Source organism: Achromobacter arsenitoxydans SY8 (assembly GCF_000236785.1).
GTDB lineage: Bacteria > Pseudomonadota > Gammaproteobacteria > Burkholderiales > Burkholderiaceae_B > Achromobacter > Achromobacter arsenitoxydans.
This window is the reverse complement of the sequence record NZ_AGUF01000087.1, coordinates 162352-176493: the sequence shown is the minus strand read 5'-3', so window position 1 is coordinate 176493 and position 14142 is coordinate 162352. Positions and strand designations below refer to the sequence as shown.

15 protein-coding genes are annotated in these 14142 nt (G+C 67.0%); 9 read left to right on the top strand and 6 right to left on the bottom strand.

The genetic code is table 11. The features are described from left to right. Nucleotides 1-140: 140 nt before the first annotated feature. From KYC_RS26835 to KYC_RS26815, 5 genes are read left to right on the top strand one after another with little or no spacing between them, the layout of a single operon-like run. Nucleotides 141-1307 (top strand): CaiB/BaiF CoA transferase family protein, encoded by a 1167-nt coding sequence (locus KYC_RS26835; protein ID WP_008168464.1) that lies wholly within the window; start codon nucleotides 141-143, stop codon nucleotides 1305-1307. Then, on the top strand, nucleotides 1304-2026 hold the full coding sequence (locus tag KYC_RS26830) for an enoyl-CoA hydratase/isomerase family protein (protein WP_008168463.1): 723 nt from the start codon (nucleotides 1304-1306) through the stop codon (nucleotides 2024-2026). The genes KYC_RS26835 and KYC_RS26830 overlap by 4 nt, the downstream gene beginning before the upstream one ends. Before the next feature lie 29 nt (nucleotides 2027-2055). After that, nucleotides 2056-2889 carry a CoA transferase subunit A gene (locus KYC_RS26825; protein WP_008168462.1) on the top strand — a complete coding sequence of 278 codons (834 nt, stop codon included), beginning with the start codon at nucleotides 2056-2058 and terminating at the stop codon, nucleotides 2887-2889. Continuing rightward, a complete protein-coding gene (locus tag KYC_RS26820) occupies nucleotides 2882-3616 on the top strand; it encodes a CoA-transferase subunit beta (protein ID WP_008168461.1) in 735 nt (244 codons plus the stop codon). Before KYC_RS26825 ends, KYC_RS26820 begins: the two co-directional genes overlap by 8 nt. Nucleotides 3617-3666: 50 nt before the next feature. Further along, on the top strand, nucleotides 3667-5160 hold the full coding sequence (locus tag KYC_RS26815; protein WP_008168460.1) for a class I adenylate-forming enzyme family protein: 1494 nt from the start codon (nucleotides 3667-3669) through the stop codon (nucleotides 5158-5160). A gap of 34 nt (nucleotides 5161-5194) precedes the next feature. Here KYC_RS26815 and KYC_RS26810 read toward each other — a convergent pair whose 3' ends face one another. Further along, nucleotides 5195-6082: a LysR family transcriptional regulator gene (locus KYC_RS26810; RefSeq protein ID WP_167310282.1), complete on the bottom strand. Its 888-nt coding sequence runs from the start codon at nucleotides 6080-6082 to the stop codon at nucleotides 5195-5197. Between the two features lie 197 nt (nucleotides 6083-6279). Between KYC_RS26810 and KYC_RS26805 the strand changes: the two genes are divergently transcribed. From KYC_RS26805 to KYC_RS26795, 3 genes are read left to right on the top strand one after another with little or no spacing between them, the layout of a single operon-like run. Continuing rightward, entirely contained in the window at nucleotides 6280-6759 is a 480-nt protein-coding gene (locus KYC_RS26805; RefSeq protein ID WP_008168456.1) for a carboxymuconolactone decarboxylase family protein, read from the top strand. 9 nt (nucleotides 6760-6768) lie between these two features. Continuing rightward, nucleotides 6769-7524 (top strand): SDR family oxidoreductase, encoded by a 756-nt coding sequence (locus KYC_RS26800; protein WP_008168454.1) that lies wholly within the window; start codon nucleotides 6769-6771, stop codon nucleotides 7522-7524. Nucleotides 7525-7544: 20 nt separating this feature from the next. Then, nucleotides 7545-8039 carry an Ohr family peroxiredoxin gene (locus tag KYC_RS26795; protein ID WP_008168452.1) on the top strand — a complete coding sequence of 165 codons (495 nt, stop codon included), beginning with the start codon at nucleotides 7545-7547 and terminating at the stop codon, nucleotides 8037-8039. A 6-nt stretch (nucleotides 8040-8045) separates the two neighbouring features. On the opposite strand, the gene KYC_RS26790 is transcribed toward KYC_RS26795, so the two are convergent. The 5 genes from KYC_RS26790 to KYC_RS26770 form a co-directional block, all read right to left on the bottom strand. Beyond that, a complete protein-coding gene (locus KYC_RS26790; protein WP_043519348.1) occupies nucleotides 8046-9041 on the bottom strand; it encodes a LysR family transcriptional regulator in 996 nt (331 codons plus the stop codon). Nucleotides 9042-9185: 144 nt separating this feature from the next. Further along, nucleotides 9186-9620, bottom strand: a complete 435-nt coding sequence (locus tag KYC_RS26785; protein ID WP_008168449.1) for a cupin domain-containing protein — start codon at nucleotides 9618-9620, stop codon at nucleotides 9186-9188. Nucleotides 9621-9742: 122 nt separating this feature from the next. After that, nucleotides 9743-10621 carry an RNA polymerase sigma-70 factor gene (locus tag KYC_RS26780; RefSeq protein ID WP_008168448.1) on the bottom strand — a complete coding sequence of 293 codons (879 nt, stop codon included), beginning with the start codon at nucleotides 10619-10621 and terminating at the stop codon, nucleotides 9743-9745. Nucleotides 10622-10740: 119 nt separating this feature from the next. Next, entirely contained in the window at nucleotides 10741-11742 is a 1002-nt protein-coding gene (locus tag KYC_RS26775) for a bestrophin family protein (protein WP_008168447.1), read from the bottom strand. A 144-nt stretch (nucleotides 11743-11886) separates the two neighbouring features. Next, complete coding sequence (locus tag KYC_RS26770) at nucleotides 11887-12927, bottom strand: LacI family DNA-binding transcriptional regulator (RefSeq protein WP_043519347.1); 1041 nt, start codon at nucleotides 12925-12927, stop codon at nucleotides 11887-11889. A gap of 203 nt (nucleotides 12928-13130) precedes the next feature. On the opposite strand from KYC_RS26770, the gene KYC_RS26765 reads away from it, so the two are divergent. Beyond that, nucleotides 13131-14102: a Bug family tripartite tricarboxylate transporter substrate binding protein gene (locus tag KYC_RS26765; RefSeq protein ID WP_008168445.1), complete on the top strand. Its 972-nt coding sequence runs from the start codon at nucleotides 13131-13133 to the stop codon at nucleotides 14100-14102. Nucleotides 14103-14142 lie beyond the last annotated feature (40 nt).

Here is a 14142-nt window from a genome sequence, read left to right as displayed (position 1 = left end):
ACCTAGGGATTGCACTAGGACTTACCCGGAAATATGCGGCTTCTAACCCGGTTGGCCTGGATAATGCCATCGGGCCTAGCCCCAGCCTTATAAAATTTTTTGAATCCCAAATATTGAATTTTCATAACGAGAGGTCAGACATGACACCCAGTTCGGCGCTAGCCGGCATCACGGTGCTGGAGATTTGCAACGTCGCGGCGGGACCTTTTTGCGGCATGTTGTTGGCGGACATGGGCGCGGACGTGATCAAGGTCGAGAACCCGGAAGGCGGCGATACGCTGCGCAGCTGGCCGCCGATCTCGAACGGCTACAGCGAGAACTTCGCCTCGCTCAACCGCAACAAGCGGTCCGTGACGCTGAACCTGAAAGACCCCGGCGACCTGGCCCTGGCGCGCGAGCTGGCGCTGACCGCCGACGTGCTGATCGAAAACAACCGGCCAGGGGTGATGGACCGCCTGGGCCTGGGCTATGTGCAGTTGCGCGAAGCCAATCCCAAACTGGTCTATTGCTCGATTTCGGCCTACGGGCAGTCGGGTCCGCGGTCCCAGGAAGGCGGCTTTGACCTGACCATCCAGGCCATGAGCGGCATCATGAGCGTCACGGGCGAGGCCGGCGGCGGACCCGTCAAGTGCGGCGTGCCAGTGGCGGACTTTTCGGCCGGCCTGTACGGCGCCTTCGCCATCGCGTCGGCGCTGCGCGCAGCCCAGGCCAGCGGGCAGGGCACGCACATCGACGTGCCGATGCTGGGCGCCACGCTGGGCATCGCGGCCCTGCAGACGTCGGAATTTTTCGGTAGCGGCAAAGACCCGGTCAAGCTCGGCTCGGCGCATCCGCGCAACGCGCCGTACCAGGCCTTCCGCTGCAAGGGCGGCTACTTCGGCATGGCGGCGGGCAACCAGGCTTTGTGGAAGAGCGTGTGCGCCACAGTGGGCCGCGATGACCTGCTGGCTGATCCGCGCTTCACCGACACCAGCGCCCGCGCGCGCAACCAGGAGGCGCTGCGAGACATCCTGGAGGCGATCTTCGCCGAGGACGACGCGCAAGCCTGGCTGGAACGCTTCCGCGCGGCGGGCGTGCCGTGCGCGCCGATCAACACCTATTCGGAAGTGCTGGCTGACCCGCAGGTGCAGCACATGGGCTGGGTACAGCCGGTTGAACTGCCCAACGGCGTGCAGACGCGCACCTTCGGCCTGCCGGTGCGCTTTGACGGCGAAACCACTGCGCTGCGGCGCCGTCCCCCGGCGCTGGGCGAGCACAACGACGAAGTGCTGGGCGCTCTGCGCGCCGCCGGCAAGGGGGCGGCATGAGCGGCGTCCTGCGTGTCGACAAGGAAGGCGCGCGCCACCTGCTGACGCTGGCGCGCCCCGAGAAGATGAACGCGCTGTCGGCGGACCTGGTCGAGGCCCTGATCGCGGCGCTGGACGATGCCGAGGCGCAGGGCGCCAAGGCGGTCGTGCTGCAGGGCGAAGGCAGGAACTTCAGCGCCGGCTTCGACTTCGGCGACTGGGAGGCGCAAAGCGAAGGCGATCTGCTGCTGCGCTTCGTGCGCATCGAGACCCTGCTGCAGCGTCTGGCGGCGTCGCCGTGCCTGACGGTGGCGCTGGCGCATGGCCGCAATTTCGGCGCGGGCGTGGACGTGTTCGGCGCCTGCAAGTGGCGCGTCAGCGCGCCGGACGCCACCTTCCGCATGCCGGGCCTGAAGTTCGGCCTGGTGCTGGGCACGCGGCGCTACGCGTCGCTGGTTGGCGCGGAGCGCGCGCGCACAGTGTTGGAACAGGCAGCGACCTTCAGCGCCGAAGACGCCTTGCGCGACGGATTCGCCAGCCGGCTCGCACCGCAGCAGGAATGGCCGCAGATCGGGCAACAGGCGCTGGACACGGCGTCCGCCCTGACGGATTCCAGCCGGGCGCAGCTCTATGCGGCCCTGTCGCAGGAAACGCCGGATGCGGACCTGGCGCGCCTGGTGCGCTCGGCCGCGCAGCCAGGGCTGAAAGACCGCGTGGCCGCATATCTGCAAGCGCGCTAGACGCGCCAGACCAAGCAGGGAGGAAGACAATGGGTTCAGGATTCAATCAAAAGAACAAGCAGTGCTCGCTGCAGGAACTGGCCGCACTGGTGCCCAACGGCGCGTCGATCGCGCTGGGCGGCAGCTTTCTGCACCGCGGACCTTTCGCCTTCGTGCGCGAACTGATCCGCCAGGAAAAGCGCGACCTGGAACTGGTCAAACAGTCGCCCGGGTATGACGTGGACATTCTGTGCCGCGCCGGCGTGCTGCGCCGGGTGCGCGCGGGCATCGTCGCCATGGAGGGCAACTTTGGGCTGGCGCCGTGGTACCGGCGCGCGGTGGAGCGCCACGAGATCGAACTGGAAGAGCACGCATGCGCCAGCCTGACGGCGGGCCTGCGCGCGGCGGCCTTTGGCGTGCCGTTCCAGCCCTGCGGCGGGCTGCACGGCAGCAGCCTGCCGGAGCTCAACGGCTGGAAGTGCCTGGACGATCCCTACGGCAGCGGCCAGAAGACCTGGGTGGTGCCCGCGATCCGGCCGGATTTTGCGGTGATCCAGGCTTCCGAAGTGGACGCAAAAGGCAACGTGCGCGTGCATGGCACGGCGCACTGGGACCGCATCATGTCGCGTGCCGCAGGCAGTGTGCTGGTGGTGGCCGAAAAGGTCGTGGACAGCGCCGTGTTCGAGGCCCAACCGGAATCGACGCTGGTGCCGTACTTCATGGTGCAGGCCTATGCCGTGGTGCCGCAAGGCGCATGGCCGGGCTCGTGCTGGCCGGACTACGCCATCGACTATCCGGCGGTGGAGGCATACATGGACAAGAACAGCGATCTGCGGGCGCACATGGCCGCGGCGCCCGAAGCGCGGGAGAGGAATCATGGCTGAGCAATGGTCGGGCTTTTCATACATCGTCACCAATCTGGCGCGCTTTATCCGCCCGGACGAGATCACCTTCAGCGGCGTGAACTCCACCATGCCGATGTTGGCCTGCCTGTTGGCCAAGCGCGCGTACGACTGGGACTTCGTCTACATCAACGTGGCTGGGGGCGTCGATCCGCGGCCCTCGCATATCCCGATTTCCAGCTCGGATCCGGTGCTGGCCGAGCACACGGCGTCGATCTTCGCCAACGAAGACTTCTACGACCTGTGCACCCGCGGTCGCATGGACCTGACCTTCCTGGGCGCCGCGCAGATCGACGGCGCGGGCTGCGCCAACAATTCGTGCATCGGCGACTGGCATGAGCCCAAGGTGCGGCTGCCGGGCGGCGGCGGCGGCGCCGTGATGCTGCCCACGGCCAGACGGGCCTGCACCTGGCGCACGGAGCACTCGCGCCGCACGTTCGTGCCCAAGCTGGACTTCATGACGTCCTGGGGCGGCTTTCATGGCGTGGTCACGCCGATCGCCGTGTTCGTCAAGCGCGACGGGCGGCTGGCGCTGCAGTCCTGGCATCCGGAATCCAGCCTGTCGGAAGTGCGCGAACGCACGGGCTTTGAATTCGACGCCGCCGGCGCGGCGCCGACCGAACCGCCGACCGCCAACGAGGCGCGCGCCTTGCGCGAGCTGGATCCGGACGGGCAGTTCGAACGCGATGCGGCGGTCGCGCTGCGCTAGCGCCTGTTTACGCTGAACGGAGCCTCGAAGAGGCCCAGGGGGAGACACTCATGACGATTGCCGATGCCACGGTCGTGGCGGCGTTTGCGCGCTTGTGGAGCCAGCCCGGATGGGCGGCGCGTCCCGCCATCGAGACCACGGAGGAAACGCTGTCCTACGCGGACCTGCACCGGCGCGTGGGACAGGTCGCCGGAGATCTGCGCGCCGCCGGCGTCGCGCCAGGCGACTATGTGGGCGTGGCGATGGAGCGCTCGCTTGCCCAGGTGCTGGCCATCCTGGGCGCCATGGCGGCCGGGGCCTGCCCGTGTCCGCTGGAGCCGCGCCTGTCGGTCGACGAGACCGCCCGGCGCGTGGCGGCCGTGGGCCTGAAGTGGATGCTGTTCGACGAGGCCAACGCCGCTAATGCGCAGGCCTGCGGCCTGCCCGCGACGCAACGGCTGCAGGCAGCGGATATCGGCCAGGGGCCGCCAGACTGGACCGGCGCCGCCGTGGACCGCCAGTCGCCCGGCCTTTTGCTGTTCACGTCGGGCAGCACGGGCAACCCCAAGGGCGTGCTGCTCAGCCATCAGGGCCTGGCGAACAACGCGCGCGGCGTGCTGGCGCACACGGGCCTGACGCCGGCCGACCGCCTGCTGCACGTCATGCCGCTGCACCACACCAACGCGCTGAACAACCAGATCTTCGCGCCGCTCCTGGCCGGCGCGTGCGTGGCGCTGGCCGGCCGGTTCCGGGCGGATGATATGCCCGGCCTGCTGGCGGCGTTCCGGCCCACCATCATCACCGGCGTGCCCACGATGTACGCGCGCATGCTGGAGCTGCCGTTCGATCCGGCCAGCCTGGCCGGCCTGCGTTTTGCGCGCTGCGGATCGGCGCCCATCACCGAGGCTTTGCACCGGCGCATCGAAGCCTTCCTGGGCTGCCCGCTGGTGGTGTCCTATGGCCTGTCGGAGGCCACCTGCACTTCCACCATGAATCCGCCAACCGCGCGGCGCGTGGGTACGGTGGGTACGGTGCTCGATGGACAGGACGTCAGCCTGCGCCTGCCGGACGGCAGCCGGGCCGCGCCGGGCGCCGAAGGCGAGATCTGCATCGCGGGGGACAGCCTGATGCTGGGCTACCTGGGCGTGGACAGCGTGGACGCCGGCGCGCCGCAGGTGCTGCGCACGGGCGATCTGGGACGCTTCGACGCGGAGGGCTATCTGGCCATCACGGGCCGCATCAAGGATGTGATCATCCGGGGCGGCGAGAACATTTCCCCGGCGCTGATCGAAGGCGTCGTGACGGGCTTGCCGGGCGTGGCGGCCTGCTGCGTGGTGGGCGCGCCGGACGAGGACCTGGGCGAGACGCCGGTGATCTTCGTTCAGCGCAACGGCGACGCCGGCGCGGCTGCGCCGGACATCCGCGCCGAGGTGCTGGCGCGGCTGGGCCGGATCTATGTGCCGCGCGAGGTCCGTTGGATCGACCGCCTGCCGGAGAACGCGGTGGGCAAGGTCGACCGCAAGGCGCTGGCGCGGCTGGCGGCGGCTGGCGAAACCGTGCAGTGAAGGGCAGGCGGGGGGCGCCAGCCGGGCGCGCGTGTCAGACTGCCAGCAGGTGCCTTTGCAGGGCATCCAGGAAAACCTTGGCCCGTGCGGGCGTGACGCGGTTGTCCGACAGGGCGTAGAGGGTGGCCGGCGGAAGCTTCCAATCGGGCAGAATCTGCTCCAGGGCCAGCGCCCGCAGGGTCTGCGGCAGCGCTTGATGACTGGGCATCCAGGCGATGCCGAGACCCGCAGTGGCAAGCTGCACGCCCAGGGCGGAACTGTTGGTGCCGATGTGCGCGGGGCCGTCCACGTAGAGCAGGCTGTCGCCTGTGCCCAGCGCCCAGTTGTGCAGGTCGCCCGTGATGATGCGTTCGTGCAGGCCCAGATCTTCGGGGCAGGTCGGACGGCCGAACCGGTCCAGGTAGCTGCTGGCGGCCACCAGGATCCATTGCACCTGCGCCACGTGCTTCTGGATCAGGGCGGAATCTTCCAGTTCCCCAGTCCGCAGCATGATGTCGAACTGGTGGCCGTTGCGCGCAATGTCGCCCGTGCCCAGTTCGACTTCGAATGAAATCTGCGGGTATTCCTGGCGCAGCTCCTTGAGCACTGCGGGCAGGACCGCGGTCAGTCCCGGCAGCACCGATACCCGCAATGTGCCCGCCAGGTGGTTCAGGCTGGATTGGATGACCTCGTGCGCGGCCAGGGCGCATTCGACGTGCGACGCGCAGGCGTCGAAATACTGCTGGCCGATCGCCGTCAGGCTGATCTTGCGGGTGGTCCGATTGAGCAGCTTATAGCCCAGCGCCAGCTCAAGCTGGGAAAGGCGCCGGGACAGGGTGGCGACCGGAATGCCCAGATCAGCGGCGGTGGCGGACAGCTTGCCGCGCTTGGCCACTTCGACGAAGTAGTGGATGTCCTGCATCGAAATATCGTTTCTGTTCATGATGTATTCCGGGCGCGAGCCGTGGGTGCAGCGTATTTTGTATCGGTTGGCGCCGGGCGATTGTTGCCATTGCGGCAACACCATGGTCCCTGGTCCGGGTCTACTGCCGCCGCGCGCGCCGGCCTACGATTTGGGCGTCGTTCAAGCATGCGCAGCACCCGATTCGTCGGGCAGCGCCAACCCACCCAGGAGCCACCATGAGCCAACGTATTAACGCTTTTGCCCAATCGCCCGAACTGTTCAAGAAGTTTGTCGAATTCGGCATGCTCGCGAAGTCCGGCACGATCGAAAAGTCGATCCTGAACCTCGTCGACATCCGCGCGTCCCAGATCAACGGCTGCGGCTTCTGCCTGGACATGCATATCAAGCAGGCCAAGATCGCGGGCGAACGCGAATTGCGCCTGCATCATCTGGCGATCTGGCGCGAATCCAATGAGTTCTCGTCGCGCGAGCGCGCCTGCCTGGCATGGACCGAAGCGCTGACCACGCTGGGCGTCCATGGCGTGCCCACCGAGGTGTACGAGCGCGTGCGCGGCGAACTGTCGGAGAAGGAAATTTCGGACCTGAGCTTCGCGATCATGGCCATCAATGGCTGGAACCGCCTGAACGTCGGCTTCCAGACCGTGCCCGGCTCCGCGGACAAGGCCTATGGCCTGGACAAGGCCCAATTCAACTAAGGAACGATCATGAAAATCCTCGTCATCGGCGGCACGGGCCTGATCGGCTCCAAGCTCGTCAAACTGCTTACCGAGCGCGGCCATGAGGCCATTGCCGCATCCCCCGCCACCGGCGTGAACACGATTACGGGTGAAGGCCTGGACGCCGCGCTGGCCGGCGTGGACATCGTGGTCGACGTCGCCAATTCGCCGTCTTTCGAAGACAAGGCCGTCCTGGAGTTTTTCCAGACCTCGGGGCGAAACCTGCTGGCCGCCGAGGCCCGCGCCGGCGTGCGCCACCACGTCGCGCTGTCGGTGGTAGGTACACGCCGCCTGGCCGAAAGCGGATACTTCCGCGGCAAGATCGCGCAGGAAGACCTGATTGAAGCGGGCGGCATTCCTTACACCATCGTCCATAGCACGCAGTTTTTCGAGTTTCTGGGCGGCATCGTGCAGTCGGGCGCGCAGGGCGACGGGGTGCGGCTGCCGGCCGCCTATGTCCAGCCCATCGCGTCGGACGACGTGGCCCTGGCCATGGCCGACGCCACGCTGGGCGCGCCGGTCAACGGCATCGTGGAAATCGCGGGCCCGGAAAAGGTCCGGCTTGCCGAACTGGTCCAACGCTACATGGGTAAAATCGGCGACACCCGCGCCGTGCAGGCTGACGCCGGCGCGCGCTATTTCGGCGCGCTGCTGGACGACGACACGCTGGTGCCAGGATCCGGTCCGCGCCTGGGCAAGATCGACTTCGAAACCTGGTACAGCCGTTCGGGCGCAAGAAAGTAGCGGCGCGCACAAGGACCTTCATGAGCAAATTGCGGCCTCCTCCCCAAACCCTCCTGGACAAGTACCGGGGCGGGGATTTCCACCCCCTGTACACGACCAGCGTCACGGTGCGCGGCGGGGAGGCTGCGCACGGACGCGCGTCCGGCATCGCCATCTCGGACGACGGCGAACTGCTCGTGGAACTGCGGCTGCCGGTCGAACTGGGCGGCACGGGCGGCGGCACCAACCCGGAACAGTTGTTTGCCGCCGGCTATGCGGCGTGCTTTCACGGCGCGCTGAGCATGCTGGCCGGGCGCGCCGGCCTGTCGATCCCCGAAGCCTCCGTCACGGCCACCGTGTCGTTCGGCCGCGACCCCGTGGACGGCCTGTTTTCCCTGAAGGCGGACATCAACATCCACCTGCCCGGCCTGGACAAGGCCGTGGCCGAGGAACTGGTGCGCAACACAGAGCGCCTGTGTCCCTATTCCAAGATGGCCCAGGGCGGCATCGAAAGCGTGGTGGCGCTGACCCAGTAGGGGGTCTCAGTCCTGCCGCGCCAGCAGGCTGTCCAGTATCTGCAGGTCCTGCGCGCGGATGCCTTCGGTCATGTAGTCGATGAAGGCGCGCATGCGCGTCGGCAGGTGCTGGCGGCTGAGAAAGCACAGGTAATGACCGCGGTCGTCGGGCGCGTGCTGCGGCAGGCAGGCGACCAGCGTGCCCGCGCGAAGGTGGTCGCAGACCTGATAGGCGGCCATCTGAGCAAGACCGTGGCCGTCCAGCACTGCCTGCAGCACCAGATCGGCATCATTGAACGTCAGCATCGCGGGCGGAGCCACCTTGCGCAGGCGTCCCTCTACCTTGAATTCCCATTCGTACACGCGCCCGGACGCCAGCAGGAAGTTCACGCAGCGGTGGTCCGGGATCTCGTCGACCGTGCCCGGCAGGCCGTGCCTGGCGGCATAGGCGGGCGAGGCGCACAGCATCATCTGCATGGGAATGATTTTCTTGGCGATCACCTGGCTGTCTTCCATGCGGCCATTGCGGAACGACACGTCGACGCGATCCGTCGTGAAGTCGGTGGGGCCGTCGTCCAGCAGCAGCTCTACCGAGACGCCCGGATTGGCCTCGCGGAATCCCTGGATCAGGGGCGCGACCACCTTGCGGCCGAAGCCCACCGTGGAGCACACGCGCAATTGCCCGGAAGGCGGGCCTTCGCGCAGTTCGCGCATGTCGTCCAGGGCCTGGATGATTTTTTCCACGCCCGGATGGCATTGTTCGTAGAAGCGCTGGCCCTCGGGCGTCAGCGAAGTGCTGCGCGTGGTGCGCACGAACAGCCGGGTGCCAAGTTGGTCTTCCAGTTTCTGCACGCTGCGGCTGACGGCCGAACGGCCGATCCCCAGGCGGTCGCCTGCCTTGGCGAAGTTGCCTTCGGCGGCGACGGCGATGAATGCCATGACGCCGGCGTAGCTGGTGGCAAAGCTGTCGGCCAGGGAGTCTGGCCCGTTCGGAGACGGGGTGGCTGGATAGGGTGTCGACATGGTGGCGGCGCCGCAAGTTGGTTGATCCTACCGCTAAGACGGCGCGCCGGGCAATCTTGTGACATTGAACGCAAAAAAAACCGGCCTTCCCCGTAGGAAGGCCGGCATCGGTCCGTAGCGGCGGGCCGGGGGGTAATCTGTCCCTTATTTGATGGGAATCAGCGCGGGCGCACCCTGTTTCTTGATCAGCACAACCAGGAACTTGGCCGGTTGCGTCTGGCTGGCGTTGCGGCCCACGGTATGGATGTCGTCCGGGCCTTCATAGTAGGTCTGGCCGGGCGTCAGCGTGACCTCCTTGCCGCCCTTGACCTGCATGACGATGCTGCCTTCCAGCACATAGACGAAGCCGTAGGCGTCGTGGCGGTGGACGGGGTCGGCTCCACCGGGGGGATAGTCGACGATGAGCATCAGGGCGTCCTTGCCGGGAATGTCCGGCAGGTCCTTGGTCATCAATTCCGTGACGATGGGCTCGGCCGGCGTAGCGACGCCCGGGGCGTGATGGGACGCGGCCCAGGCAGGCTGGCTGAGCAGCGCCGCGGCGGCGATGAAGGGCAATCCGAACTTCGTGGTCTTCGACATGGCCTGTCCTTGGCAGATTGGAGACAGGTCCATCGTAGGAGCAGGGGAGGCGCGCCGGTAGATCCGCACAGGGGATCACCGTGTTGCCCGCCAGGCACCAAACGGCGGGGCGGATGCCGGCTTCAGCCTGGCGCCAGCGCGGCCGCGATGCGCGCCAACTTGTCCGGGTTGCGCTGCACCAGCACCCGGGTCAGGCGCTTGCCGTCGGTTTCGTAGGACTGCACGGATTCGAGCACCCCATCAATGAAACGCAGCAGGGTCCATTGCCCGTTCACCTGCACCACCTCGACGCGCAGCGAATCGCGGAAGCGGCGCTTGCCGGCGTAGAACAGCTGGGCCAGGCGCTTGCCTCCCACCAGGCTGGCGAAGGCGGAGACCTTGTCGCCGCCGTCGCCGATGAGCTCGGCGTCATCGCTCAAGAGCGCGTGCAGGCCGTTGAAATCGCTGCGCTGCATCGCGTCGGCGAAGGCCAGCAGCAGGCGCCGCAGCGTTGCGCGGGGCACGGCCTGGCGCGGCGTTCCCTGGCGCAGTTGCCGCTTGGCGCGCATCACCAGCTGGCGGCACGCGGCCTGGGTCTTTTCAAGCGTGAAAGCGATGTCCTCGTAGTCGGCGTCGAAGACCTCGCGCATCAGGAAGGCCGCGCGGGCGTCGGGCGACAGGCTCTCAAGCATGAACAGGAACGCCACCGAGACATCGTCGGCCATCTCGTGGATCTGTTCCGGCGTGGACGGCGCGGCCATCAGCATCGGTTCGGGCAGCCAGACGCCCACGTAGCCGGCCCGTTCGGCCTTGGCGGCGCGCAGCCGGTCGATGGCCAGGCGCGTGGTGGCGGTGACCAGCCAGGCCTCGGCGTTCTGGATCGCGGCGCGGTCGGCGCCGTGCCAGCGCAGCCAGGCTTCCTGCACCACGTCTTCGGCCTCGGCGACCGCGCCCAGCATGCGATAGGCGATCGCGTAGAGACGAGGACGATGCTGGTCGAACACGAGGACGGAGTCGGTCATGGGAAGGGCCAACGCCGGGAGGAAGGGGGCGCAAGGGCAGGGTATTTTGCCGCAGCGGCATGACGTCGACAAGCGCGGCGCGGCCAGTCCCCCGTGCGAGCGATCCATGGCCTGCCGGCCTACAGCGCAATGACCTGGACGGGCAGGTCCGGCAGGTCGGCGCGGCCCTGCGCCTGCCTAAGCTCCCGTTCTATCAATGCGCTCAGGCGGCTGATCGGCACATCGTTGGCGCTGCCCTCGAAAGGGTTCTCGGTGCTTTCGCCCACCTGCTCCAGCGAGGTGTAGATCCAGGAGATGATCACGCTGAACGGCACGGCCAGCCAGACCATGTGGTGCTGCATGAAGCCGCCGACGCCCTGACCGATCTGGTCGAACTGCGCCGTCAGGCCAAACGGCAGGGCCACGCAGAATGACCGCACGAAAAGGGTGTTGATGATGGCGTACTGGCGCGGATACGGAAAGTTCTTGATGCGCTCGGCCTGCCCCTGCAGATCCAGCAGGTCGCGGATGCGGCTGTTGAGTTCGGCATACTCCGCCGCGCTGATGGCGCCGTCATCGAGCAGGTCCCGGGCTGCGCGTCCCTGCATGGCCAGGATCTTCGTAGCCTTGCCGTCGGCCTGCATCAGCGCCGGCAGTTCGTGTGGCGGCAGATAGCGGCACAGCGCGGATTCCAGGGACTCGCCGCGTTCGGGGATCACGTAGCGCTTCTGGTATTCCGCATTCGGCCGGCTGGTGGCGTTTTCCCAGACGCGGGCCTCGCGCAGCTGGTAGCGCAGCGCCGTCAGCCAGGCCAGGTGCAGGTTCACCAGCGCGGCGCTGCGGGCGGCGTCGCCGACATAGGTTCTGCTGATCATGCCCCAATAGCGGCTGGCGCTGACGATGCTCATCCATATCTTCTGCGCTTCGACCGTGCGCGCGTAGGTCTGCACGTTCTTGAAGCCGACCACGAAGGTGGTGGCGGTGCCTAGCAGCGACACGACCGACAGGGGCAGCGTCAGCCATTTCATGCCCGCAACCTGGTACAGCAGCACGGGGAAGAGGCTGAGCGCAATGAGGCCGTAGATGTTTCTGCGGGTCCATACGATGAATTCGCGCAGGCGATAGGATTTGCCCAGATGCATGGTGTCCGTCCTCCGCCGTCAGGCGACTGGCCATTACGCGGCGCGTTTACCTGCGGCGCACGCTGTCAGGACAAATCGTAAAGACGCCGCTTTCTAGGCGGTAGGCCTGCGCGAGGATGCACGGTGTTGTGCGTGCGGCAACAATCACGCGCTTTCGCGCGTCACGATGCGAAAGCCGATCTCTACTACCGGCTGCGCCGGCCGTTGGCCGTTGGCGCGCAGGGCGATCATGTCGGCGGCCTGCGCGCCGATGGCCGCGCCATCCACGTGCACCGATGTGATCGAAGGCGACATGGAGGCGGCGATGTCCATGTCGCCGAAGCCCATCACCGCCAGTTGCCGCGGCACGTCCAGGCCCTGCGCGGCGGCCTCGGTGAGGACGCCGGCCGCCATCAGGTCCGAGCTGCAGAATACGGCGTCGATGCCCTGGCCCGAGCGCTGCAAGGCGCGCAGGCCTTCGCGTCCCTGCGCGTGCGTGGTCGGCGCCGGCATGTAGTGCACCAGCGGTTCGGGCAGGCCTGCCTGGACGGCGGCGCGCACCAGGCTTTCGGCCCGCAGGCGGGCGCGGTGGTCATCGCCGCTGAGCACGGCCTGCCGGGTCTTGCCTGCCGCCTGGAGGTATTGGCTGACCGCTGCGCCGATCGCGTCGTGCGACAGGCTGAGCAGCATGTCGACGGGCGCGTCGGTCGTGTCCCAGGTCTCGACGATGGGGATGCCGGACGCCTTGAGCAACTGGCGGCCCTGCGGCGAGTGCATGACGCCGGTCACCACGATGCCGTCGGGGCGGCGTCCGATGATGGCGCGCAGCAGCGCGTCTTCGCGCGGGGAGTCGTAGCCGCTCTGGCCGACCATGAGCTGAAAGCCCTTGGCTTCGAGCGAACGCGTCAGTTCGGTGATCATGCCGCCGAACAGCGAGCCGGCGATCGAGGGCACCAGCACCATCACCAGATTGCTGCGCGACAGGCGCAGGCTGCCGGCCATCAGGTTGGGCACATAGCCCAGCGCCCGGATGGCGGCGGTGACCTTGTCCAGCGTGGCCGGCGATACCTGCTGCGGGGTATTGATGGCGCGCGACACCGTGATCATGGAGACGCCGGCCGCCTGGGCCACCTCGCGCACGGTGACGCTGGCCCGTTCGGTAGAGCGGGCAGGGGAGTCGGAAGACGGGAGGGAAGACGCGCGCATCGGTAATAAAACAGGTTGTACAGGCAGGGGGCAATTATCAAGCCTAACCTCTGGCCCCGGTTTTGAGTGGGGACGCAGATGAGGGTTTCTCCGGATAGCGCCTGTGCCGAACCTCGAAATACGCTAGAAAAACTGAAATGTTAACGTTAACAATAAAAATGGTAACGTTAACGTCAAAAATAGAACCTAAACCGGAGACAGTAATGACGAGCAATGCGCGCAAGTGGATTCTGGGATTGAGCCTGATGGCGGCGGCTGGCGTGGCGAACGCCTGGCCGGACAAGGCCGTCACCGTCGTGGTGCCGTTCCCGCCGGGCGGGGCCACCGATTCGGTCGCGCGTGCGCTGGCCAACAAGCTGGGCGAGCAGCTCAAGCAGTCCTTTGTCGTGGAGAACAAGGCAGGCGCCACCGGCACGATCGGCGCATCCCAGGTTGCCCGCGCCGCGCCGGACGGCTACACCCTGATGGTCACGTCCCTGGCCCCGCTGGTGGTGGCGCCCCATTTGATGAAGGGCATCACCTATGACCCGGCCAAGGATTTCACGTACCTGACGGTGGCCGTGCAGACGCCCAACGTCCTGGTGGTCAGTCCGCAGTTGGCGTCCAAGGTCAACAACGTCCAGGATGTGCTGGCCCTGCTGAAGTCCAAGCCTGGCGCAATCAGCTTCGCGACGTCGGGCGCGGGCTCATCCGATCACCTGACCGCCGAGCTGTTCTGGCAGAAGACCGGCACCAAGGGTTTGCACGTGCCCTATAAGGGCGGCGCGCCGGCCATCTCGGACCTGCTGGGCAACCAGGTGGACATGTCCTTCCAGAACGTGAACGCCGTGCTGCCGCACATCAAGTCCGGCAAGCTCAAGGCCATCGCCGTCACGGGCTCCAAGCGCTCGCCGGTCTTGCCCGACGTGCCCACGTTCGCCGAGGCCTCGGTGCCCGGCGTGGACGTCTACGCCTGGCAGGCTGTCGTGGCGCCGAAGAACCTGCCGGCGGACGTGCGCGATAAGCTGTCCGCATCCCTGACCGCCGCGCTCAAGGATCCGGCCCTCAGCAAGCCCTTTACCGACATCGGTCTGGAGATCGTCGCCAATTCCCCCGACGCCTTCACCAAGTTCCAGCAGCAGGAAAGCGCGCGCTGGAAGCAGGTTATCGAGACCGGCGGCATTTCCGTGCAGTGACGCAACGCGCCCGGCCGTCCCGGCCGGGCTATTTCAAGAA

What these genes read in the sequence shown, in the direction of transcription:
- KYC_RS26835 (WP_008168464.1), top strand. Translation starts at nt 141, where the DNA reads ATGACACCCAGTTCGGCGCTAGCCGGCATCACGGTGCTGGAGATTTGC.
- KYC_RS26830 (WP_008168463.1), top strand. Translation starts at nt 1,304, where the DNA reads ATGAGCGGCGTCCTGCGTGTCGACAAGGAAGGCGCGCGCCACCTGCTG.
- KYC_RS26825 (WP_008168462.1), top strand. Translation starts at nt 2,056, where the DNA reads ATGGGTTCAGGATTCAATCAAAAGAACAAGCAGTGCTCGCTGCAGGAA.
- KYC_RS26820 (WP_008168461.1), top strand. Translation starts at nt 2,882, where the DNA reads ATGGCTGAGCAATGGTCGGGCTTTTCATACATCGTCACCAATCTGGCG.
- KYC_RS26815 (WP_008168460.1), top strand. Translation starts at nt 3,667, where the DNA reads ATGACGATTGCCGATGCCACGGTCGTGGCGGCGTTTGCGCGCTTGTGG.
- KYC_RS26810 (WP_167310282.1), bottom strand. Translation starts at nt 6,082, where the DNA reads ATGAACAGAAACGATATTTCGATGCAGGACATCCACTACTTCGTCGAA.
- KYC_RS26805 (WP_008168456.1), top strand. Translation starts at nt 6,280, where the DNA reads ATGAGCCAACGTATTAACGCTTTTGCCCAATCGCCCGAACTGTTCAAG.
- KYC_RS26800 (WP_008168454.1), top strand. Translation starts at nt 6,769, where the DNA reads ATGAAAATCCTCGTCATCGGCGGCACGGGCCTGATCGGCTCCAAGCTC.
- KYC_RS26795 (WP_008168452.1), top strand. Translation starts at nt 7,545, where the DNA reads ATGAGCAAATTGCGGCCTCCTCCCCAAACCCTCCTGGACAAGTACCGG.
- KYC_RS26790 (WP_043519348.1), bottom strand. Translation starts at nt 9,041, where the DNA reads ATGTCGACACCCTATCCAGCCACCCCGTCTCCGAACGGGCCAGACTCC.
- KYC_RS26785 (WP_008168449.1), bottom strand. Translation starts at nt 9,620, where the DNA reads ATGTCGAAGACCACGAAGTTCGGATTGCCCTTCATCGCCGCCGCGGCG.
- KYC_RS26780 (WP_008168448.1), bottom strand. Translation starts at nt 10,621, where the DNA reads ATGACCGACTCCGTCCTCGTGTTCGACCAGCATCGTCCTCGTCTCTAC.
- KYC_RS26775 (WP_008168447.1), bottom strand. Translation starts at nt 11,742, where the DNA reads ATGCATCTGGGCAAATCCTATCGCCTGCGCGAATTCATCGTATGGACC.
- KYC_RS26770 (WP_043519347.1), bottom strand. Translation starts at nt 12,927, where the DNA reads ATGCGCGCGTCTTCCCTCCCGTCTTCCGACTCCCCTGCCCGCTCTACC.
- KYC_RS26765 (WP_008168445.1), top strand. Translation starts at nt 13,131, where the DNA reads ATGACGAGCAATGCGCGCAAGTGGATTCTGGGATTGAGCCTGATGGCG.